Source organism: Arthrobacter sp. CP30 (genome assembly GCF_053470025.1).
This window is the reverse complement of record NZ_JBQEMM010000003.1, coordinates 205,335-224,572: the sequence shown is the minus strand read 5'-3', so window position 1 is coordinate 224,572 and position 19,238 is coordinate 205,335. Positions and strand designations below refer to the sequence as shown.

The window sequence follows — 19,238 nt, the reverse complement described above, 5'->3', positions numbered from 1 at the left end:
TCGAGAGCTGGAGCCCCACCTCATCGAGGCGGGGCTTTAGCTCTATCAAGCGAGGACTGGCTGCGGGCTGTAGGCAACGTTCGGGCTCAGGGGGCTCTCGTACTGGCTGTAGAAGGTGTCGCTGATCCGGAAGTTGTACTGGTACGGCGTAGTCGGGTCGATCTTCACGTCCCGCACCGTTTTGTTGCTGCCGAACGCTTGCACGGCGACCCCGTTCGGAGACCCGGGGACGTTGCGTGAGAGCCGGATGCTTTCGAGGGAGGCGTTGGACGCGCTGCCGCAGGTGATTCCGCCGGGTGCGGAGTCCTTGTGGGTGCCGTTCTTGATCGTGATGTTTTCGGCTGGTTGGGCGCCGCCGGTGCAGTGAATGTCCCAGGTGCCGGTGGTGTGCCCTTCGACCCGGTATCCGTCGAGGACGACGTCGCCGGCCATGAAGTGGATGAGGACGGGGGAGCTGCCGGCGTAGTTGTAGTTCGGGTCGCTGACCATGAGGAAGTTGGTGTTCGTGACCCCGTGGTAAGCGCCGACCACCCAGTGCCGATACTGGTTTCCTGGTGGTGTCTGGTCGTCGGGAACATCCTGGTCGGGGTTGTCGATCCCGCCGAAGAACACGCGGCGCGGGTAGAGGGATTTGCACCCGATCATCTGGATGTTGCGGGCGGTGAGCGACCTAGGGGCGGTCGCCATGTGGTGGCCGATGTGCCGCTGCGACCAGTTGCACTCGTTGCGTTCGGCGGTGCACCCGATGTACGTGATGTTCCGGGCCGCGCTCATGGTGCCGTGAGCTTTCGCCTCAAAGCCGTGGGCGTTGCCGGTCGAGTAGCAGTCGGTGTTGGTGATGTCGTAGGAGTAGTCGTCCTCCTCGAACCCGTTGGAGTTCACGTAGGAGCGTTCCATCGCGTACCGGGTGCCGTTGGCGTGGCATCGGGTGCGCCAGATCTTCCCGGACCCGTGGGCGGTGAAGCCGTCGTCGCCGTACTTGTCCGCGTAGCAGTCGGTCTGGAAAATGTTCTCGGACGGGTTCGGGATGATCGCGCCGTCCCCGGCGTCACCGTAGTAGGGGGTGGTGAAGTCGAAGGCGTGCTGGACGGCGTTGATGGAGCGGACATGCTCGGTATAGATGAACCGGCAGTTCACCCCAGAGACGTTGGTCCCGTAGATCCCGCCGGCGGGTACCGTGCCAGGGAAGGTGCCGATGGTTAGTTCCCGCTCGAAGTAGCGGCCGTCGACGGTGAGGTGTTTCAGGCCTGCGTCTTGGGATCCCGGAGGGAAGATGAAGCCTCGGGCGTCCCAGCCCACACCGGCGGCGATCTGGAATTGGGTGGCGTTCCGGCCCTGTCCGAGGATGAACGCATTCGTGTCGACCTCGACGTCGCCGAGGAACTTACAGAACCCTGCTGGGGCTTGGTGGAAGCCGGGGGTCTGACCAGCGAGGCGGAGCCCGACGGTGTTCTGCTCGATGATTTCCTCGGTCCAGATGGGAGCGTCGAAGACCACGTTGAAAGGGGCCCGAGTGATGTCCCTGAAGAGCTCCCTGAAGAGCTCGACCGCGTTCGCCTCTGTGAGCACCCGTGTCTCTGGGGATTCCGGCATTGCACCCTCCTACGGGCATGGGAAAGGGGAGTCACCGTCGCTGGTGAATCCCCTCTGCGTGAGTGGGTCAGATGCCGTACTGGGCTTTGAGCTGCGCGACGATCGCGGTGCGGGTCGCCGTGGTCATGGTGCCGGGGATGAGTGCCACCCGCTTGTAGTCGACGTCTGACCTGTTGTCGGAGGCGGGCCCGAAGCCGAGGGTGATGCCGTTGCGCTGCGCGATGGGGAGGGTGCCGGTTGTCTCGGCGTTGTCCACCCGGACCGCTGATCCTGCGCCGGACTGGGTGAGGATGAAGACGTGCCAGTTCGCGTCAGGGGCAACGACTGGGTTCATGGCGATGATGGTGCCGCCTCCGTAGCCGGAGTAGTTACCGCCGCCGCCCGGGATGCCGATCGCTCCTTCGGTGCTCGAGGAGTTCCCGAAGAAGATTTGGTCCAGGGGGATGGGTGCCCGGAGCTTCGCGACGGCGACGATCGTGTGCGCTGCGTTGATGACCGCGGGGATCCGGATCCGGTCCGAGGTGCCGTTGAAGCGGACGGTTTTCGATGCGCCGTCGTTGATGACCTGGGGCGCGGTGGCCCCGTCCGCTGGGGCGGTGACGTTGTCGAGGAGGCTCGGCCACGACGCGAGCGGCCCGAGTGGCAGTTGGTCGACGGCGAAGTCGAGTGTCGCGCCGGCGAGGGGCGCGATGTAGCTGATGTCGATGCGGGGCAGTGTCGTGTCGCCGAAGCTGACGGGGGCGACGATGGCGCGTCCGGGCATGGGTTACACCCAATCTCTCGTGGTGAGGTAGTCGTTGATGTGCGCGGCGACGAGACCAGCGGTGGCCTTCGACCAGTGGGTGTTGTCGTCCATGATCGAGGGCGGCAGGGTATCGGCGTTCATGGCCGTGGTATCCGCCGCGGTCGGGGTGAGTCCGAGATCGTAGATGGCTTGCTTGACCAGGTAGGTACGGAGGTCAAGGTACCGCGATGGGTACGCCGCCTTGAGCCGGGCGTTGATGTCCGTGACGGTCGTGTGTCCGGCGGCCCCGGCGGTCTCGTTGGTGGCGGTGGTGTTCGACACGATGAGGACCTGCTTGATGGCCGGTGACAGCCAGTCGACGATGCGTGCGATGCCCTTCGCGACGTGCTCGCCAATCGTTGCGTCGGCTCCCTTCACGGAGAAGGACACGTTGTTGCGGCCCAGCAGGATGATCGCGGTATCTCCGGCATGTCCGGTGTAGTCCGGGACGAACACGGGCGCACCGGGGACGACCACTTCGCTGCCGGCGGTAGACCGGGTGAAGGTGAAGGACGTGTCGCTGTTCGTGCGGGACAGAATGCCTGGGATCCCGGCGAGGCTGCCGGGGAGGTTGCGGAGGGTGCCGGACGGCCGCCACCCAATGACGGCGGTCGTCGTGACCGGGACTGGTCCTGATGCTGGGATGGTCCCGCCGGTCACAGTGAGCGGGACAGGCAGAGCGCCGATGCGGACGGCTTCCTCGTCGACGGTGAAGCCGCTCGTGCCGACGTTGAACACCTGCACTCCCGCTGGGACGAGGGCCTGCAGCTTCGTCGGATAGGAGTCTGCTCGTTGGCCGCCGGTCCCACCGAAGTACCCGTCGGTGAGGGAGTCGCCGATCGTCGCGAGACGGGAGCGGGACGACTTCGTGTATCCGACCGTCTCGTTCGCGAGCTGCAGGACGTTAGCGGGGGACAGGCGCAGCTTGAAGAACTCGGCGGTCCCGTCCATGCGGATGCCGCCGGCGACGTAGCCCTGCGGGTCGGTGAAGGGGATGAGCCAGCCGGTGTTGTTCAGCGGACGGAGGGTCACGTCGGTCTGCCCCTGTACCTTTGGCGGCCGTTCGTGGTTGAACCTGCCGTCGGACTGCACGCCACCAGACACGTAGCCGGACGCGTCGGTGAATGGAATCGCGTAGGAGGGGGCGGTGACGCTGCGAAGCGCTCGAGCGTCCGAGCCTTTCATGACGTCCGCGCCGGCCAGAGCGGTGCTGACAGCGTTTGCGGCGGCTGTTGCCGGTGCCGTGTTGGACGCGAGCCCGTCCGCGACGAGGTCCTCGACCTGGTCGCGGGGTGCGTAGATGTCGGCGGCGTTCTGCTCGGTGAGGAGCCTGATGGCCGGGTCGTCCTGGGGGAGGGCCATGTGGCTCCTATTCGGTGAAGTAGTAGTAGCCGTCGGTGCCGCGGTAGATGCTGATCTCGTTGGCCCCGAGGAGGATGTAGGGCACGCCGTCCGGGGCGAGGGCGAGGTTCGACGGGCGTGATGCTCGCTTGAGCGCTTCGTCGACCTGCTCGTCCGTGGGGCCCTGCGCGAACTGCGCCGCTTCCTCGGCTGCCTCAGCGGAGAGGCCGGCCGCGATGCGAGCCAACTCGGCGTCGTCTCGTGCGGCGATGACCGCGGCGTCCTTCGCGTCGTTGGAGTCGCGGCGGAAGCTCAGGTCCCCGGACTTCCAGATGTGGTGGAAGTTCTCAGACACCACGTACACGTCGGGAAAGATCGGGAGCGCCCCGACCGGGACGTCCAGGCGGGTGAGCCCGGACGGCGTCTTGATGGTCAAGGGGTTACTGAACGTCGTGTCGTCCTCCTCGAACACCTGATACGCGGTGTTCGAAGTGACGATGGCACTGACGACGCCGTCCGGGCCGACAGATGCGGCGTCGCCAGCTGCGATGCCCGGGTAGTAGATGTCCGGCACGGCGGCCTCCTAGTGGGGTTGGGCATGAAAATGGACCCCACTAGGAGGCCCGGGTACTGCAGGGGTGGTGCTATTCGGCGCGGCGTTTCCCCGTGCCGTTGGGGATGGCGTACACGCCGGCGGCGGTGATGACCGTCGCGCAGATCGCGGTGATGAGCTCGCCCTGCGTGACGGCCGTGCCGCCGACGCTGTTCTCGAGGACTGCACCCGTCAGGATCGTGGCGCCAGGGGCGATGAAGGCGACGACGGCCTTCGCGTAGGGGGCAAGCTTGTTCACTTGGCCCCCTTGATCGCGGCGACGATGGTCGCCACGGCGCCCTTGATGGAGTCCGCCAGGAGCCGGCGATCTTCATCGCGGGAGGCCCGCTGCGACGTCAGCACCCAGGCGAGGCTGTTCTGCCCCTTCCCCTTGTTGTCGGTGACGACCTTGGTCAGGACCCGGTCGGCGATCTTGTCGATGTCTTCGTTGGTGAGTGCCATGTCTTCCTCTTCCGTTGCTGCTGAGCCACCGGCGCCTGGTGCGACGGGGGTGATGGTTGCGACCTTGAAGTAGTCGAGTGGGTTGACGCGCCCATAGAAGGTGCCTTCGGGGTAGGCCCCGTCCGCATAGTCGATGAACACTTCCCAGTGAAGGTGCGTGCCGTTTGGGTCATTCGGGATGATGTAGCCGGTCCAGCCCATCGTCCCGAGCGCGGTTCCCGCCGTGACGAACTGGCCCTCTTTCACCCAGATTTCGTCCATATGGCAGTACATGGAGTAGGTGGCCTGATGCGGCGCCGGGCACACGCCGATGACACTGTTCCCGTTGTTCCCGTTGTTCGGCATCTGCTCCCACGGGTTGTCCGCGGCGAAGGTCCCTCCCCGTGCCCAGACGACGAACATGTCGCAGGGTGCGTAGATGATCTTGCCGACCTGACCGGGATAGTCCGGGCGGTAGTCGGTGCCGAGATGATTGGTAGCCTCCCGCCCGTTCACGTTGGCGAACGGCTGGCTGATGGATGGGTTGTCCACCGGATGTCTACTGAAAACGGTCATGCGGGCCCCTTTCGCAGGGTACGGAAAAACCCCACCGTTCGACAGGGCTCAGCTTGGGTAAAGGCGAGGAGGCTCGCCGATGTCGGTGTCTTTCAACCGGTGCCGTGCGTCGATGTCCCAGACGCGGTGTTTCGCGATGAGTTCATCGCGGGTCCGGATGTCGCGGTACAGCCCGTCGTTCTCACGGCGGAGGTCCCGGGTCGTGGTGCGCTCAGTCCGGAGATCTTCTTCGGCGATGCGTTTGCCTTCGGTCAGTTCCTCCCAGGACTGCTCGCGGGTGGCGAGTTCGTTGGCGGCTTTCTGCTGCGCGATGGTGTCCTTGCGTCCGCGCCTGGCCTGGATGATGCTCCAGACCAGTGCGGCGAGACCCGTAAGGGACACGATGAGGGCGGCGATGTCGATCTGCATGTGTGTCCCCTACTTGTCGCGCCGTGTCAGATCGGCCGTCACCTTCTGGATCAGTGGTTCGAATGGGTTGCGCAGTGGCTGGCGGAGCATGGTCGCGTCTTTGAGGAAGACCGCTGTCCAGATGACGGCGCCTGTGTAGCCTGCGGAGGTTCCGCCGTAGATGGATGCGAAGAACCCGCCGGCCCAGCATGCTGTGGTGACGACGGAGAACAGGAGCCCGGCGCGTGCTGCGGCTTCCCTCCCGACTACCGCGGCGATGAGGCAGGCCGCTCCGGTGATGAGGAACAGGTAGCCCCAAAACACGATCCCGGCGCCGAGCGAGATGCCCGCCACGGCGTCGATGATGCCTTGGTAAGAGCCGGAGGTGAAGGACCCTGGGTCGAGGACGCAGAGCAGCCCGATGATGAGGTGGCGGCCCGCGGCGACGAGCAGGTAGAACCTCGCTCGTCGGGACATGTACTGCTCGCTGATGAGATCGGAGCGTGACATGGGTGCCTCTATCCGACTTTGTCGATGCGGACGCGGGTGTCGACGGTCCCGGACCCGATCGACACTGCTCCGAAGCGGATGACCTCGCCAGCCTGGAAGAGGGTGCGGGGGAACGTCGTCGAGATCTCCCAGAGGTATCCGGAGGTGTTGCCGGTCGTGATGACGTCGCCGCGCCCGTTTCTGAGGATCACCCCGGCGTTGCCGACGTTCGTGGTGCGGGGGGTGGTGATGGACCCGCCCTCGTAGTAGCCGCGCCGAAGGATCTTGATGGACCCCGACAGGGGGCCCTGCTCCGCGAAGCCAGCGTTGACTGCGTAGTTCGCGTCGTGGGAGAGAGGCCCGACATCCCAGGCTCGGCCGCCGCCGGCCCAGCCGAACCCGTTGCTACCGGTCCAGAACTCCATGTGCTGGATACCGTCGCGGATGGACCAGTCCCAGACGCCATTACCGATGGGCTCGTACTGGTAGAGCGTGCCGTCGATCGTGACTCTCGCCCCCGGTGCCTTGAGGTACTCGAGGGCCATCTTGTTCATGGCGATCTGTCCACCTCCGCCACCGCCGAAGACGCGCAGGTCGGTGATGGACTGGGGCTGGGTTTCCCCACCGAGCCACTCGACGAGCCAGAGCGGCTGGTCGTCGACCTCGCCCGGGCTCGTCTCGCGGCCGGTGGGGATCGATCGGGATGACGTGCCCTGCACCTTCGTGATGGTGGTCGGCCCGCCACCGGTGGGCGTCCAGTCTCGGCGAGGTGCGATGAGGTCGAAGCGACGGGCGTTCAACGCGGGCGGTGTGCACACCACCGTGACGGTGCTGTCCGATGTGTCCCACACCCCGTGTCCCCAGAACCCTGAGGGGGCGGGGCTGATGTTCACGGCGTACGGGGTCGAAGGGTGCGCCGTGCACAGCAGCTCCGAAGGGTTCGACACCCCATAGCGTGGGCCTCGGGAACCGGCGGATTCCGACCACTCAATCTCGTTGATGCCCTGGCCGGGGAGGGTGTCGTAGAAGTGCGATTCGATGCCCATCAGGCTCTCTCTTCCTTGCGTTGGGATACCTTGACGGCGGCGAGGTTCTTCTGTGTCTCGGCTGCCGAATCGACGCGCTCACCGATGACCGGTTCGGACACGATGACGTTGGGTGCGACGACGGTCCGGACTGCTTCGGTGACGGGCTGGTTGATGACACCGGCGGGAGTGCGGACCGGGACGATGTCGCCGACGAGCACGCCGTCCGTCCCGTACCTGAACGCTGTGGTCTCGGCGAGGGTGATGGACAGGGTGTCGACTTTCCCCGCCTCGCGGAGGGCTTCCCACCCTCGGGCGTCCATGGTCGCGATGGTCTTCGCGACGTCCTCGGGTTCAGTGTCGTCCTTCGTGTCGCGGGCGTCGACGAATCCTTCGCCGCAGAACCCCCAGGTGGTCTCGGCTGCTGCGTCGACGAGGCGCCGGTAGCGGCGTGCCTTGCCCTCGCCGGGCCCGCCGACGACGACACGGGTGATAGTGGGGCGACGGCGGGTGTGCTTGTACGCCTTGAGCGTCCCCGCCTTCACGGATAGCTCGTACGGGTACACGCGGGGCACGTACACGTCGAACATGAGTTGCGAGCCGACCTGCCTGATCCGGAGCCCGATGCCGGCATTGGTGACGCTCGGGAAGATCCGGTCGGGCAGTGGGTGCATGCGCAGCGTCGCCCCGCCGGGGATGACCGCGCCGCGCCCCAAGTCCGGGGCTACGACCAGCCCGGGGACTTGCAGGCGGGTGACCCCGTTCTCACGAACGGCGTTCTTGACCACGGTCTCGGCTTTGCCGGTGTAGGACCGGTACTCGGAAGCGGACTGGTCGATCGTGTACCCGGACGCGCCAGCGGTGGGGACCTGCCAGCCGAGGATCGCCCCGATCAGGCTGTCGTCGGACAGGACGAGCACCTCGAGGGTGTCACCGTCGCTGGTCTCCGTCGCCTCGTCCACGACACCCGAGAACACGGCTTCGGGATCGCCGTCATCGAAGACCACCCGGGCCGATGGTGCCCGGAGCGCGGCGACGACGTCGGCGTGGACCATGCGGTCCGCGTCCGTGCCAGTAACCTGCAGCGGGAGGACCATGCGGGCCGTCCCGATGAGAGGGAACACTCGCGGAGTGATCGTCAGCTCGAGTGGTGCGCCGACCTGTGCGGCGAACTGGCGGTCCTTGTCGTAGACGGTGATCTTCAAGGGTTCACCACGCTCGCTTGTAGAGGGACGGCAGGTGCAATTCGACGACGCCGTTCCCTTCGAAGTTCACGGCGAGTTTCACGCGGCGGCCGACAGCGACCGGCGCGAAGTCTGGCGAAGCGCCGAGCTGCTTGGACCGGTTGACCGGGTTGATGAGGTCGACGCCGAATACCCGCTCCGACGGTTTCATCCTGTCCGCCGGGCTGAGCGCCGCCTGGGCGGGACTGAGTTGGTAGAGGACGGCGCCGATCTTCGTCGGGTCCGACTCGATGACCAGGCAGTGCCCGGCCGGGACGGGGAAGGGAATCGTGATGGTTCGCGCTCCGACACCCACCCAAGCACCAGCGGCGGTCTCACCGTCGACGTACCAACGCCCAAACGACTCGACGTCGCCGAGGTTGTCGATCGTCGCGTTCGCCGTCGTGAAGCCCTGCCCGATGTTGAACAGGCCCGGCCCGTTCGGCTCGAAGAACGGGTCCTCCGGGCGGGGCGGGTCGAACGACTTCACCGATGGCTTGCCTGCCCAGAACGGCTGGTCCGCCGTCAGGTACAGCGCGTATCGGGCCCAGCCCTGCAGCGAGGGGATGGTCTCCACACCGTCGTCGACGGATTTCTCCGGGTCGTAGCGGAGCTCGAGGTGGCGTTCCTCGCCGCCGTCCGGCTGGACGACAACCCAACGCCCGACTCGCTCTGGGTCCATCGTGTCGAAGAACGCCCGGTCCCGTTCGATGAACTGGGTGCCCTTCCCCTCGTGCCAGGTCTTCACCGGCCAGAACACTTCCCGCTCATTCCAGCGGGTGCCCTGGTGTTGGGATCCGTGGAAGCCCGGCGGGCTGTTGCGGAACCTGACGCCTGTGGGCTGTCCGAGGCCGCGTAGCCCGGAGAGGAGGAACACGCCGGACCGGCGGTCGCACACGTCCCAGATTGACCCGTCCCAGCCCTCCCACCGCATCCGCATGCCGTTGAGGTCTGCGCTGTCGGAGGGAGTGCTGGGGCTGGGTGCGGACATGCCGAGCAGGAGATTGGGCATCAGTTCCTCCTGTTTCCGTATGCTGCGGCCATGTCGCGGGATCGTTGTTCGCCGATGGTCGCCATGCGTGAGGCGTACTCGTGGCCGAGGCCCGGGTCCGCGCTGACATGGGTGTGGTGGTGAGTGTGCTGTGCGATCAAAGGCGCACCCATACCAGTTCCGCCGGGCGTATAGTCTCTGCCCAGCCGGCCGCCATCAGCGAACGCCGGAAGTGCGGACAGGCGCGGGTCGTCCCGGTGGATGGCCCACAGTAGGCCGCTGTGCTTTTCCGTCATGGACCGGCGGGTGATGTGCTCTCCCGCGTCAACCCACGTCGTCGGCGCCCCCGTCATTGAGGAGATGCCGAGGATGCCGTCCTGCCGCTCCGTGCCCGGCCCTGTCGTGGGGAGCCGGCCACCGTCGTAGTGCGCTGGAAGGCGCCCACCAAAAGCATTCAGCCCGTTCTGTCCAACGCCGACCCGTTCGTTCCGGGTCGTGATAGTGACGACCTTGTTCGTTGGGATGCTATTGACCGCGTCTCGGGTCTGGTACGCCATGTCTCGGGCATAGGCGTCCATGAACGACGTGACGGACGCGCCTGCCGGGATGCCAAGGATCGCCGACGTTGTGTTGTCAGCCTCATTGCGGGCCGCCGACGACATGAACGACGCAATAGCCTCCGATTCGGGGATGTTCAACGCTGCCGCCCGAGTCCGGATCGCTTCCATGAAAGCCGCATCGGACATCCACGAATCGATGGTTTCCTGATTCGGGATGTCCTCGGCGGACTTCTTTGTGGCGTCAGCAGTCTCTTTCGCAGCAGCCGACATCGCCGACCGAATTTGAACGTCCTTCGGGATGGCATCGACCGCACCTGTTGTCTCAGCGGCCATGAGAATGGCTTGATCGGAGAAGTAGGTCTGGATGTCCACACCCGGGGGGATGGTCATGATCTTCGAAGCAAGGTCCTCAGCGGCCGTACCTGTCACGCCGAACTGCCCGAAGGCCACGATCAGCGCGTCATAGGTGGACTGCATGCTGGCCGTCAGCTCGTCCTGTCCGGCTCCTGCGTCCGCAAGGGATTGCGTGTACGCCAGTCCCGAGCTCGCGATGGAGTCGAACATGGCGCCAGCCTCACGGCCTGCGTCGGTCTGGTCGTTGAAGTCGGTGCCGGTCTCATTCAGAACGTCACCGAGCCCGCCATACGTCGCGACGAGCCCTTCGATCCCGGGGGCAATGGCATCGATGGACTCCTGAAAGGCTCTCGATGCGTCACGGGAGGAGAGTTGAGCCAGACCTGCGGCGAAGAGCGCCTCCGTGTACTTGCTCAGGGAGATGATGGTGCCCTCAGCTGTCAGCCCAACGTCTTCGAGCCTGTCCGCCATCTCCTCCGTGATGGGGGCAGCTTGACCCGCGGCATCAGAGAGAGTCCCGATGCCGTTGGCGGCCCCTTCCGCTGCTGCGGATGCGGCGTCCATCGCGGCTGGTGTTTCACCCATGGCCCAGTTGAGGAGCTCCTGGTCGGTCAGGGTGACGCCGGCCGTGTTGCTGAGTTCCCGCAGCCCGTCGATGTAGCCGGGGAAGGACTCGGCGACGACGTCCATCGTCTTGCCGACCCTCTCGCCTTCGGCGACGGCCTGCCGGAATCCATCAGCTGCTTGTTCCAGGTTGCCGCTGCTCACGAGCCCGGTCAGGGCATCGTCGAACTTGGAGAGGACGCCTTCGGCGAGACCTACTTCGGTATCGAAGACGCCGAAGCCGGAGCCGACGAAGTCAAGGGTCTTCAGGAAGCCATTGAGGTCCACCGTTTCCAGTGCAGCGCCGAGCCCGTCGACGCTCGTGAGAGACGACCCTGAAGCGGTGGACAGCTCGTTCAGTGATTCAGCTCCGGCGTCAGCGTCCTGGGACAGCTGCCGGATCGCTGTCTCGAATTCCGTGCTCGAGCCGATGTCGTCCAAGCCGGTACCCGCCAGCTTGGATGCCACTTCCAGCCCGACGAGAGCCACAGTCGCGATGCCTGCAGCTGCACCTAGCTTCCCGATGGCGGTCGTCGCTCGGGGGGAGGACGACCGTAGCTCGCCAATCGCGGATACCGTATCCGCGATGCGGGGTATCGCGGTGATGAACGCTCCTCCGAGGAGGAGTGCCCCGCCAGTTAGGCCCGCGACAGCAGTCACACCAGTCAGGACCGGGGTAGGGATCTTGCCGATTGCGTCGACGAACCCTTCGACCTGCTGGATGCCACCGCGCAGGAAGTCGTTTGCCCCGGAACCCGATTTCAGGAACACGGTGTCGATCGCCCCACCGAGCTTCTCGAGGTCGCCGGCCAGGTTGTCCTGCATGATCGCAGCTGTCTCCGCGGCGTAGCCAGCGTCGCTGACTGCCTCTTCCCATTTTTCGACCCCAGCTGCGCCGTTCTCGTACAGGACGGAGGCTGCCCTGATAGCGTCCGATCCGAAAATCGTGGACAGAGCAGCGTTTCGCTGCTCGACCGTCAAATCCTTCATGGACGTCTGGAGGTTCCCCGCGAATTCCGAGAGTCCGATGAAGTTGCCCTGCGCGTCGTATGCGCTGATACCCAGCTCGGACATCAGGTCTTTGGCTTCCTTCGAGGAAGGGTTCAGACGCTGCAGCATGGACTTGAAGGAGGTCCCCGCGTCTGAGCCGACAAGGCCCGCGGACGCAAAGGCAGCGAGACCGCCTGTCGTTTCCTCGATGGTCAAGCCGGTCTGGTCAGCGACGAGGCCGGCCTGCTTCAGAGCCTCACCCATGTCCTGCACTGAGCCCTGGGCTTTGCCGGCGCCAGCTGCGAGGAGATCCGCGATGCGAGGAATGTCCTCGCCCGACAGGCCGAACTGAGTCATTGCGGTGGCCGCCAGTTCCGCAGCCTCACCGACTCCAAGGGATCCCGCCGCAGCGAGAGCGAGAGCCCCATTGAGCCCACCGCCCAGAATGTCCTTCGTCGAGACGCCCGCCTTGGCCATCTCCTCGATGCCCTTCGCGGCTTCCTCCGCAGAGAACGCGGTTTCGGCGCCGGCTCGCACCGCGGCGTCTCCGAGGGCGGCCATGTTCTCTTCGGTCTCGTGCGTGGCAGCCCCGACCTTCGACATCTGCTTGTCGAAGTCCGCGTACGTCTTCACTGCCAAGCCAACCCCGGCGAGAGTCACTGCCCCTGCGACCGTCGCGGCCTGCCCGACCTGGTCCAGTGCCTGCCGCTGCTCCTGCCCAGAGCGGACCGCACGCTTCGCCAGCTGCTCAGTGGACTGAGCGGCCTTCTGCATGTTCGCGATGTACTGGCCCACTTCGGCCTGAAGCCGGACGATAACGGATCTCGTCGCCACGATGGGCCTCCACTATTTGGTTATGATTCGCCTATGGATACGTTGACGATGCGGAGGGCCGCACTGATCGCTATCCCGGTCGGGTTGCTCTTGTCCGTGCTGGGAATCGTCGCGGTGATGAACGCGATCTCCTACGCCCTGTTCTTCGCGCTGGGCCTACCGCTCCTCCTGCTAGGAGTCGTCGCCGCGATCGTTGCGGCGTGGGGCAAGCGCGGGTAGCGGCCCCTCCCTCGTGTAGACGACGGACAAGATCTCGCCCGGCTCGGGCTCGTAGGTCTTGTTGGCCCGCCGTTCCCGGTTCTCGCGCTCGATCGCCGCGTCCGCGTGGCAGACAGTGGTGACGCCGGGAACTTCGAACATGCCGTCGTTTTCCGGGTGCATGCACACGTGCTTGGGGAACCCGCATGAGTGCATCCCCTCGAGGTACAGGGTGTAGGCCAGGGTTAGCAGGTGGTCCCGTTGGCCCCACTCACGCCCGCCCATGTAAGCGGACGGCGGGCGCTGGAAACGCTCAGATGTTTTGAGCGCCGCTACTACTTGTCCCCATCTTTGGGTGAGGAGAGTGCGCGCAAAAAATCTGCGTCCACGGAGGGAAGCTCCCGGGTGGTCTTCAGCCAGGCGTTGTTGATCAGGGACATCTGCGTGTCGCCGACGGCCTTCCGCAGATCGTCGACCTGGTCCGCGGTCAGGGTTACATCCCGCTTTTCGCCGTTGGGCGGCTGTACGGCGACGATGGCCGCGGCGATCGTGGCGGATCCGAGGCGTTCCTTGGTTGCGTCGTCGCCGAGCTTCTCGGTGATGCTGCGTTGCTCGTCGACGTCGATGCCGCGGACGTAGAAGGTGAGAGCGGATTCCGTGAACTTGCGGGCGAGAGCGATGTACTCAGCTTTGGCCGGCGACGTCTCCTCGCCGACGGATGTCTCCACTCCGACGGCAGCTTCCTCGATCTTCATGCGGCGCTCGAGCTGCGCGAGGTCGCCGATGACGTCGGGGCGCTGATACACCGTCACTGATTCGGTGTGGGGTTTGGCGCCGCTGATCCAACCGGCGAGGTCAAACGTCTCCGGGTCGAGTGCTTCGGTGCTCATCTGGGTGTCGGTCATGGGGTTCAGCCTCCATAGGTCGGGGCAGCCTGAGGGGTGGTGCAGCGGGCGCGTGGAGGCTGAGACACACGCGCCCGCTGGTAATGCGGGTGTTAGCCGGAGACGGGGTCGACAACACCGTTGAGGAAGGCGTCCTGTACCTCCATGGGGACGACGCGCTTCTGGTAACCGCCCATGTCGGAGGGACGCTGGGGGTTGTCGGTGATGATCCGGTAGCCCTCGACCTCGTCGCCGATAGCCCACGCTTCCGTTGACTTCTTCGCCGTGTCCCGCTCGTACACGAAGAACTCGGTGCCCTTCTCCTTCAGCGCCTGGTAGACCTCGTCCTCCGTGGCGTGAGCCGCGTTCGTCGTCTCGTCCCAGTACCGGAACGGGGTCATTCGCGCCTGGTAGTTGGACGCGCCAATCGCGTTGGCGTTGCCCTCCTTGCAGAGCTCCTTCTCGGGGATCTTGTCGGAGTCGGTGGGGCCGAGCATGTAGTCGGAGGACAGGATCCGGCAGGACGCGTCGATGCCGGCATTGAGTTCGGCGATCGTGGGGGCGTAGGGGTTGGCGGGTTCCTCGACGAGCAGGGAAACCTTCTTGCGGCCGTCGGCCAAGGACTTAGGCATGGTGCTCTCCTATTTCTGGTCCGGCGTCGCCGGTTCCGTGATGGTGGTGGTCCTCCGCTTGGGTGCGGGGGTCTGCGGTTCGGTGACGGGTGCTTCCATTGCGGGCTGCACGGGTTCAGTCACCTGCTCCGTGCGTCGCTTCGAGGAGGCGGTTTCGCGGAGGTTGAACAGTTCGAGGTGTGCGCGGGGCACGGGGTGGGGGATCTTCCTGCCGGTGCGCTTGGACACGGCGCGGACGAAGTCAGCGGGCATGAGGGGCTCCTACGTTGTTTCGAGCCGCCACGGGTGGGGCAGCATGAACCGGGCTGGGGTGATGGTCTGGTCGAGGATGGGCACTTCCTGCCGAAAGCCGTCTTCGTTGGGGAGGACGTGGTGGCTTCCAAGGGGCAGGTTGGTGAGCTTCCTGCGGACGACGTCGCCGACCTGGGCGCACAGGCCGGCGGACGCGGCGACCGTTGTCGTCTGGAAGTCCCAGCGCAGCCCGTCGAGGTCCACGAGGTCGGAGAGGTCCCGCTCTGGGATTTCGTCGCCGACACCAGCCCAGAGAACGATGTAGGGCAGGACGAACCCGGCCGGGTCGGTTGGGACTTTCTCCGGCACGTACCCGTCGTAGAAGGTGGCGCCTGTGATCGTCGACAGGGCAGTCTGTACGGCGCCCCGAAGCGCGATGACGTCAACCATTCAGGCCGTCCTCGGCGAGCTGCGCCATGGACTGCTCGAATGGTCCGAAGCGCCGGTCAGCAGCCGGGCCCATGAAGGCAGCTGGGGCATGCTGGGTGGTGCCGAACTCAACGTAGATGCCGTAGTTCGCCGTTGGCCCTATCTCGACTGCCATGTCATCCGAGGTGCCCACTGTCCGCAGGTCTGAATGGCCGATGGAGTTCTTGAGGTTTCCGGTGTCGACGGGTGCGAAAGACTTCGCGTCGGCGACGATGTCCCGTGCCGTCTTTCGCATGACGAGCTGCGCCAGCCTGCCCGTGTTCGCTGCTGCCTTGCCGATGACGACGGCTAGCTGATTCAGCTCGGCCCCGTCGAAGTAGACGCTGTTCGTCAACGGGCTCACCGTCCTTCTAGTCGGGGTTCTGCTGGGTGAGGTTGTCCACGCAGGTGAAGTCGCGTTCCCACAGGTAGGTGCCGAACGCTTCGTTGATGATGCGGAGGCGGCGTCCCTCGACGTCGATGACGTCGCCTTGCTCGCCGGACCGGATCGGGGGGCCGTCGACAGGTGCGGTGACGAGGTACTGGTGCACGGTCGTTGGCTGCTCCGCGGAAGCTGTGACGCCCTCCCGGTTGAGCTGCTGCACACGAACGAGGACCGGGACATCTGAGGTGCCCCAGATCTCTTGCGAGCCGTCCCAGCCCTCGGGAAGAGGGAAGGGAGCAGGGCCTGCGCTGATGCGCCGGAACACGGCAGGGGACTGCATGGTCGCCGCCGCTACCGGCCGGTGCCGTGCTGCCCAGCCGGGCGGTATGACCCGGTACCGGGGGATCGGGCTCACCAGCGGTACTCCGCGCCCTCAGGCTTGAAGCTGGACCCGAACGGGACGATCTCGAAGAACGGCTGATCCGCTGCTGCGGCGTCGTCCGCGTCGGCTTTGGCCCGCAGCTGGGCTGCCCGCTTCCTGAGGTCTGCTGCGACCTTTGGGCCGTCCGTCGCGAGGTCCTGCGTCCGGATCGCTTTCGACAGGAGCGACTCGGTCGTCGCCATCGCGTCGAGGGCATCAGCGGCTGCCCGCTGCTGGTTCTCGTCGTTGAGAGACAGGTAGGCGTTGAGGTGCTCGTCCTGGAAGATGAACGCGTCCTCGTCAAGGTCCGCGATGAGGAGTCGGACACGGCCGACAGGCTCGCCGTAGTTGATGGCCATGACGACTCCTCTGGAAGTTGGGGGTGCCCCCGGTGGGCGCGTACTGGGATTGATGCCACGAGACAGTCGCGGTCATCCCACCGGGGGCGGGTGGTGCTGGCTACGCGGCGACGCCGGTCGAAGCCCAGACGCCCGGGGTGAAGCCCGGGTCGATGCCGTAGACGTCGCGTCCGCGGAACCAGATCGTGTCGTCGTTGAACGAGCCCGCCTCGATGGGCAGGTCGCCGCCGCCGACGCTTGCGCCCTGGTCGCGCTTGACGCGGATGTCGACGGTCTCCTCACCCGACAGGAGGGTGCGGATGATCGACGGCAGGTCCGAGGACTTGCCCTGCACGATGGCCCACGCCGTCGTCTGGCTGGCGCCGAGGCGCTGGCCGATCGTGCGGGACTCGAGCGGGGTGACGACGTTCGCGAACGGGTTCACAACGCGGGTCTTCGTGACCTTGTTGCCGTCCATGAGCTGCATCTCCAGCTCGGTGGCCTTGAGGACGCGGGTGACCTCCGTGCGCAGCGCGGGGCCGTGCACGAGGACGAGGTCCGACACGTCGACGAGCTCGCCGCGGTGGTTCTCGCGGATCGCGAGTTCCTTGATCGCCGCGTCGAGGTTCTCCGGCGTGAACGGCAGCGCCTTGATCTCACCGAACAGGGCCGCGTTCCAGCCGTTGTCCTTCACGAGGAGGTCCGCGACGGCGTTGTTCTGGCCCTTGATGGAGCCGTTGCCGAGGAACTTCGGGAAGTTCGCGAGCGCGCTGAAGTCGCGGCTGCGGCGCAGCTCCCACGTCAGCCCGTACGACTTGCCGTGCTTCGCGTTGCCGTGATCGAGTTCGGTCTCGTTCAGGGTGCCGCCCTTGTACTCGCCGCCCTGCTTCACGGTCTCGAAGGCGTCGCCGGACCACAGGTCGACGAGCTTCCGGCGGTTGAAGTCGTCGACGGTGATGTCGACTAGCAGGGGCTCGAACTCCTTGACGGCGTCCTTCTGCGCAGTGACAGCCTGCTTCGAGAAGGCCTGGCCGAGGAGGACGGGGAAGTCCGAGGTGGAGAACGCTTCGAGCAGGGTGGCCTGCTTGAAGTAGTCGGCGCCGGACTTCCCGGCCTTGAACAGGCGGGCGGCTTCGAAGACGCGCTCCTGGTGGGTGGGTGCCTTGCGGAACCCCTCGTTGACGAGTGTGTCCATGGTGGTCTCCTTACGCGCCAGCGGCGGTCTGGGTGGTGTAGCCGATCGGGGCTACTTCGAGTGGGCCGACGCCGGTTCCCTTGGTCCCCAGAGCGGTGCCGAAGAGGAAGTTCCCGGCCGCGGTGGCGGTGAGGCCGCGGTCCTCGCGGATGTAGACGGGCGCCCCGAAGTTGGCGACGGCTCCGGTGACGGGCAGGGTGTAGGACCCGTCGAGCCAGACGGTGGCAGTGCCGTCAGCTTCGCGGTCGATGATGGCGACTCCGCAAATCTGGCCGACCTTGACGGGCTCGCCGGACTTCACGCCTTCGGGTACTGGCACGCTGATGTGCAGCGCGTTGGTGTATCGCTGGTTCTTCATGGGTGCCTCCTAGAGGGCGTTGACGATGTCGTCGTCGGTGATGGTCTTGGACTCTCCGACGGTCTTGGTTTCGCCGACGCCTTCGACCTTGCCGGCGCCCTGGAGGACCTTGATCTCCGCGGCGGACTCGGTGGCTTCGGTGCGCAGCGCGTCCGTGGTCATGGTCGAGCCGGTGCTGGTGAAGGACTCGAGGATGCGGGCCTTCGTGCGGGGCGCTTCGAGTCCTGCGAACGCTTCGGCGATCACGGACTCTGCTACCGACTTGCGGAGGTCGGCGTTGTCGGCTTCCAGCGCGGTGACCCGGCCGGCGTCCTGCTTGAGGGTCGCCAGCTCGGCTTCCTCAATCTGGGTTGTAGCCACGGTGGGCTCCTTCCTTTCGGTTACCCCAGCCGGGATCGGTGGGGAATTCTTGGACTCCGTGGTGGGAGTGGAGACCGGCACGTAGCTGGTCTCGATGCGGACCTCGGCGGGTTCGCCGGTGAGGGTGACGGTGTTGCCTGCGAGGGTGTAGCCGCGCTGCCAGATCTTCGAGCTCTCGTCGTAGTCGGAGGACGCGGTGAACCAGACGAGGGCCTCGTCGAAGTCGCGGACGTACGTGTACCGGTTGAGGCCACCGTGCGCGTCCTTCACGGCGGTGCGGAGGAGGTCGCGGGTCTGGTTCGCTGTCGCTTCGGCGACGCCATTCGTGATCGCGGAGTGAGTGACCCGGGCGCCTTCGAGGACTTCCATGACCTTCCCGCCGCGCCCGGCTTTCGTCACGAAGTCCACGGATTGCGCTTCGACGAGGCGGGTGATGATCCGCTCACCGCTGTCGCCCATCTCGATCTCGGCGCTGGCGCGGATGCTGACGCCGATGTCGTCCTTCATCTCCTCGATGGTGTCCGCGTAGGCGGAGAACGCTTTGATCGGCGCGTACAGAGCGCCGGCCTCGTACACGGCAGGCCCGTCGAGGACGGCGGCGAGGTCCTTCACCGTCCGCTCCGGCCGGTCCATAGACTCCAGGGCGGTGGGGTGGTCGAGGTACATGTGGACGCCCTTACCGAACACGCCTTCCTTCGCGGCGAGCTCCAGCGTCGCCTTCGGGTACGTGCCCGACGAGCCGACGCCCTCGTCGATGATCTTGATGCGGAACCGCTTCGCGCCGGTCTTCTCGAGCTTGCCGGTCAGGGTGTCGACCGACTCTGTGATCGCTACAGCCACGGAGGGCCTCCTATACGATGTGCGGGTGGGCATGGATGATGCGAATGACGGCGGGAAGCCGGGGGAGTGCCCAGGTCACGAGTGGGTGCTGCATAGCTTGCAGTTCGACATGACGGGGGCTCGCATGTCTCAGCAGTGCCGCTTC

At 65.7% G+C, this 19,238-nt stretch carries 24 protein-coding genes; 1 reads left to right on the top strand and 23 read right to left on the bottom strand.

Annotation, left to right across the window (positions count from 1 at the left end; genetic code table 11):
- Positions 1-45: 45 nt before the first annotated feature.
- The 12 genes from ACTIMO_RS06395 to ACTIMO_RS06340 all read right to left on the bottom strand — a co-directional run bounded on the left by ACTIMO_RS06395 (position 46) and on the right by ACTIMO_RS06340 (position 12,783).
- Positions 46-1,593: a hypothetical protein gene (locus ACTIMO_RS06395; protein ID WP_448181860.1), complete on the bottom strand. Its 1,548-nt coding sequence runs from the start codon at positions 1,591-1,593 to the stop codon at positions 46-48.
- Between the two features lie 67 nt (positions 1,594-1,660).
- A complete protein-coding gene (locus ACTIMO_RS06390) occupies positions 1,661-2,356 on the bottom strand; it encodes a hypothetical protein (protein ID WP_448181859.1) in 696 nt (231 codons plus the stop codon).
- 3 nt (positions 2,357-2,359) lie between these two features.
- Entirely contained in the window at positions 2,360-3,739 is a 1,380-nt protein-coding gene (locus ACTIMO_RS06385) for a hypothetical protein (RefSeq protein ID WP_448181858.1), read from the bottom strand.
- A 7-nt stretch (positions 3,740-3,746) separates the two neighbouring features.
- A complete protein-coding gene (locus ACTIMO_RS06380; protein WP_448181857.1) occupies positions 3,747-4,292 on the bottom strand; it encodes a hypothetical protein in 546 nt (181 codons plus the stop codon).
- Between the two features lie 70 nt (positions 4,293-4,362).
- Complete coding sequence (locus tag ACTIMO_RS06375; RefSeq protein WP_448181856.1) at positions 4,363-4,569, bottom strand: hypothetical protein; 207 nt, start codon at positions 4,567-4,569, stop codon at positions 4,363-4,365.
- The gene (locus ACTIMO_RS06370; RefSeq protein WP_448181855.1) at positions 4,566-5,327 is read right to left on the bottom strand and encodes a M23 family metallopeptidase; all 762 of its coding nucleotides are present in this window, start codon (positions 5,325-5,327) and stop codon (positions 4,566-4,568) included. Before ACTIMO_RS06370 ends, ACTIMO_RS06375 begins: the two co-directional genes overlap by 4 nt.
- A gap of 48 nt (positions 5,328-5,375) precedes the next feature.
- Positions 5,376-5,735, bottom strand: coding sequence for a hypothetical protein (locus tag ACTIMO_RS06365; protein ID WP_448181854.1), 360 nt, complete (start codon positions 5,733-5,735; stop codon positions 5,376-5,378).
- A gap of 9 nt (positions 5,736-5,744) precedes the next feature.
- Positions 5,745-6,224, bottom strand: coding sequence for a hypothetical protein (locus tag ACTIMO_RS06360; RefSeq protein ID WP_055772076.1), 480 nt, complete (start codon positions 6,222-6,224; stop codon positions 5,745-5,747).
- An 8-nt stretch (positions 6,225-6,232) separates the two neighbouring features.
- On the bottom strand, positions 6,233-7,249 hold the full coding sequence (locus ACTIMO_RS06355; protein WP_448181853.1) for a hypothetical protein: 1,017 nt from the start codon (positions 7,247-7,249) through the stop codon (positions 6,233-6,235).
- Positions 7,249-8,433, bottom strand: coding sequence for a Gp37-like protein (locus tag ACTIMO_RS06350; RefSeq protein ID WP_448181852.1), 1,185 nt, complete (start codon positions 8,431-8,433; stop codon positions 7,249-7,251). The genes ACTIMO_RS06355 and ACTIMO_RS06350 overlap by 1 nt, the downstream gene beginning before the upstream one ends.
- Positions 8,434-8,437: 4 nt before the next feature.
- Positions 8,438-9,463 carry a hypothetical protein gene (locus ACTIMO_RS06345; RefSeq protein ID WP_448181851.1) on the bottom strand — a complete coding sequence of 342 codons (1,026 nt, stop codon included), beginning with the start codon at positions 9,461-9,463 and terminating at the stop codon, positions 8,438-8,440.
- Positions 9,463-12,783 carry a phage tail tape measure protein gene (locus ACTIMO_RS06340; RefSeq protein ID WP_448181850.1) on the bottom strand — a complete coding sequence of 1,107 codons (3,321 nt, stop codon included), beginning with the start codon at positions 12,781-12,783 and terminating at the stop codon, positions 9,463-9,465. The genes ACTIMO_RS06345 and ACTIMO_RS06340 overlap by 1 nt, the downstream gene beginning before the upstream one ends.
- A gap of 33 nt (positions 12,784-12,816) precedes the next feature.
- Between ACTIMO_RS06340 and ACTIMO_RS06335 the strand changes: the two genes are divergently transcribed.
- Positions 12,817-13,002 carry a hypothetical protein gene (locus ACTIMO_RS06335; protein WP_448181849.1) on the top strand — a complete coding sequence of 62 codons (186 nt, stop codon included), beginning with the start codon at positions 12,817-12,819 and terminating at the stop codon, positions 13,000-13,002.
- On the opposite strand, the gene ACTIMO_RS06330 is transcribed toward ACTIMO_RS06335, so the two are convergent.
- From ACTIMO_RS06330 to ACTIMO_RS06280, 11 genes are all read right to left on the bottom strand, one after another.
- Positions 12,955-13,143: a hypothetical protein gene (locus tag ACTIMO_RS06330; RefSeq protein WP_448181848.1), complete on the bottom strand. Its 189-nt coding sequence runs from the start codon at positions 13,141-13,143 to the stop codon at positions 12,955-12,957. The two genes, ACTIMO_RS06335 and ACTIMO_RS06330, sit on opposite strands and share 48 nt — an antisense overlap.
- Positions 13,144-13,316: 173 nt before the next feature.
- Positions 13,317-13,886 carry a hypothetical protein gene (locus ACTIMO_RS06325; RefSeq protein WP_448181847.1) on the bottom strand — a complete coding sequence of 190 codons (570 nt, stop codon included), beginning with the start codon at positions 13,884-13,886 and terminating at the stop codon, positions 13,317-13,319.
- A gap of 92 nt (positions 13,887-13,978) precedes the next feature.
- A complete protein-coding gene (locus tag ACTIMO_RS06320) occupies positions 13,979-14,497 on the bottom strand; it encodes a phage tail tube protein (RefSeq protein ID WP_448181846.1) in 519 nt (172 codons plus the stop codon).
- Positions 14,498-14,506: 9 nt separating this feature from the next.
- Positions 14,507-14,749 (bottom strand): hypothetical protein, encoded by a 243-nt coding sequence (locus ACTIMO_RS06315; protein WP_448181845.1) that lies wholly within the window; start codon positions 14,747-14,749, stop codon positions 14,507-14,509.
- 9 nt (positions 14,750-14,758) lie between these two features.
- Positions 14,759-15,178 (bottom strand): hypothetical protein, encoded by a 420-nt coding sequence (locus ACTIMO_RS06310; RefSeq protein ID WP_448181844.1) that lies wholly within the window; start codon positions 15,176-15,178, stop codon positions 14,759-14,761.
- Positions 15,171-15,560: an HK97-gp10 family putative phage morphogenesis protein gene (locus ACTIMO_RS06305; RefSeq protein ID WP_448181843.1), complete on the bottom strand. Its 390-nt coding sequence runs from the start codon at positions 15,558-15,560 to the stop codon at positions 15,171-15,173. Before ACTIMO_RS06305 ends, ACTIMO_RS06310 begins: the two co-directional genes overlap by 8 nt.
- A gap of 7 nt (positions 15,561-15,567) precedes the next feature.
- Entirely contained in the window at positions 15,568-15,996 is a 429-nt protein-coding gene (locus ACTIMO_RS06300; RefSeq protein WP_448181842.1) for a DUF6093 family protein, read from the bottom strand.
- Positions 15,993-16,361 (bottom strand): hypothetical protein, encoded by a 369-nt coding sequence (locus ACTIMO_RS06295; RefSeq protein WP_448181841.1) that lies wholly within the window; start codon positions 16,359-16,361, stop codon positions 15,993-15,995. The genes ACTIMO_RS06300 and ACTIMO_RS06295 overlap by 4 nt, the downstream gene beginning before the upstream one ends.
- Positions 16,362-16,461: 100 nt before the next feature.
- Complete coding sequence (locus ACTIMO_RS06290) at positions 16,462-17,535, bottom strand: phage major capsid protein (protein ID WP_448181840.1); 1,074 nt, start codon at positions 17,533-17,535, stop codon at positions 16,462-16,464.
- A 10-nt stretch (positions 17,536-17,545) separates the two neighbouring features.
- A complete protein-coding gene (locus ACTIMO_RS06285; RefSeq protein ID WP_448181839.1) occupies positions 17,546-17,893 on the bottom strand; it encodes a DUF2190 family protein in 348 nt (115 codons plus the stop codon).
- A gap of 9 nt (positions 17,894-17,902) precedes the next feature.
- Entirely contained in the window at positions 17,903-19,093 is a 1,191-nt protein-coding gene (locus tag ACTIMO_RS06280) for a hypothetical protein (RefSeq protein ID WP_448181838.1), read from the bottom strand.
- Between the last annotated feature and the right edge of the window lie 145 nt (positions 19,094-19,238).

Excerpts from the sequence above, each read along its gene's own strand:
- ACTIMO_RS06395 (WP_448181860.1), bottom strand. The coding sequence starts at position 1,593 with ATGCCGGAATCCCCAGAGACACGGGTGCTCACAGAGGCGAACGCGGTC.
- ACTIMO_RS06390 (WP_448181859.1), bottom strand. The coding sequence starts at position 2,356 with ATGCCCGGACGCGCCATCGTCGCCCCCGTCAGCTTCGGCGACACGACA.
- ACTIMO_RS06385 (WP_448181858.1), bottom strand. The coding sequence starts at position 3,739 with ATGGCCCTCCCCCAGGACGACCCGGCCATCAGGCTCCTCACCGAGCAG.
- ACTIMO_RS06370 (WP_448181855.1), bottom strand. The coding sequence starts at position 5,327 with ATGACCGTTTTCAGTAGACATCCGGTGGACAACCCATCCATCAGCCAG.
- ACTIMO_RS06365 (WP_448181854.1), bottom strand. The coding sequence starts at position 5,735 with ATGCAGATCGACATCGCCGCCCTCATCGTGTCCCTTACGGGTCTCGCC.
- ACTIMO_RS06360 (WP_055772076.1), bottom strand. The coding sequence starts at position 6,224 with ATGTCACGCTCCGATCTCATCAGCGAGCAGTACATGTCCCGACGAGCG.
- ACTIMO_RS06355 (WP_448181853.1), bottom strand. The coding sequence starts at position 7,249 with ATGGGCATCGAATCGCACTTCTACGACACCCTCCCCGGCCAGGGCATC.
- ACTIMO_RS06345 (WP_448181851.1), bottom strand. The coding sequence starts at position 9,463 with ATGCCCAATCTCCTGCTCGGCATGTCCGCACCCAGCCCCAGCACTCCC.
- ACTIMO_RS06335 (WP_448181849.1), top strand. The coding sequence starts at position 12,817 with ATGGATACGTTGACGATGCGGAGGGCCGCACTGATCGCTATCCCGGTC.
- ACTIMO_RS06330 (WP_448181848.1), bottom strand. The coding sequence starts at position 13,143 with ATGTTCGAAGTTCCCGGCGTCACCACTGTCTGCCACGCGGACGCGGCG.
- ACTIMO_RS06325 (WP_448181847.1), bottom strand. The coding sequence starts at position 13,886 with ATGACCGACACCCAGATGAGCACCGAAGCACTCGACCCGGAGACGTTT.
- ACTIMO_RS06320 (WP_448181846.1), bottom strand. The coding sequence starts at position 14,497 with ATGCCTAAGTCCTTGGCCGACGGCCGCAAGAAGGTTTCCCTGCTCGTC.
- ACTIMO_RS06315 (WP_448181845.1), bottom strand. The coding sequence starts at position 14,749 with ATGCCCGCTGACTTCGTCCGCGCCGTGTCCAAGCGCACCGGCAGGAAG.
- ACTIMO_RS06310 (WP_448181844.1), bottom strand. The coding sequence starts at position 15,178 with ATGGTTGACGTCATCGCGCTTCGGGGCGCCGTACAGACTGCCCTGTCG.
- ACTIMO_RS06295 (WP_448181841.1), bottom strand. The coding sequence starts at position 16,361 with ATGGCCATCAACTACGGCGAGCCTGTCGGCCGTGTCCGACTCCTCATC.
- ACTIMO_RS06290 (WP_448181840.1), bottom strand. The coding sequence starts at position 17,535 with ATGGACACACTCGTCAACGAGGGGTTCCGCAAGGCACCCACCCACCAG.
- ACTIMO_RS06285 (WP_448181839.1), bottom strand. The coding sequence starts at position 17,893 with ATGAAGAACCAGCGATACACCAACGCGCTGCACATCAGCGTGCCAGTA.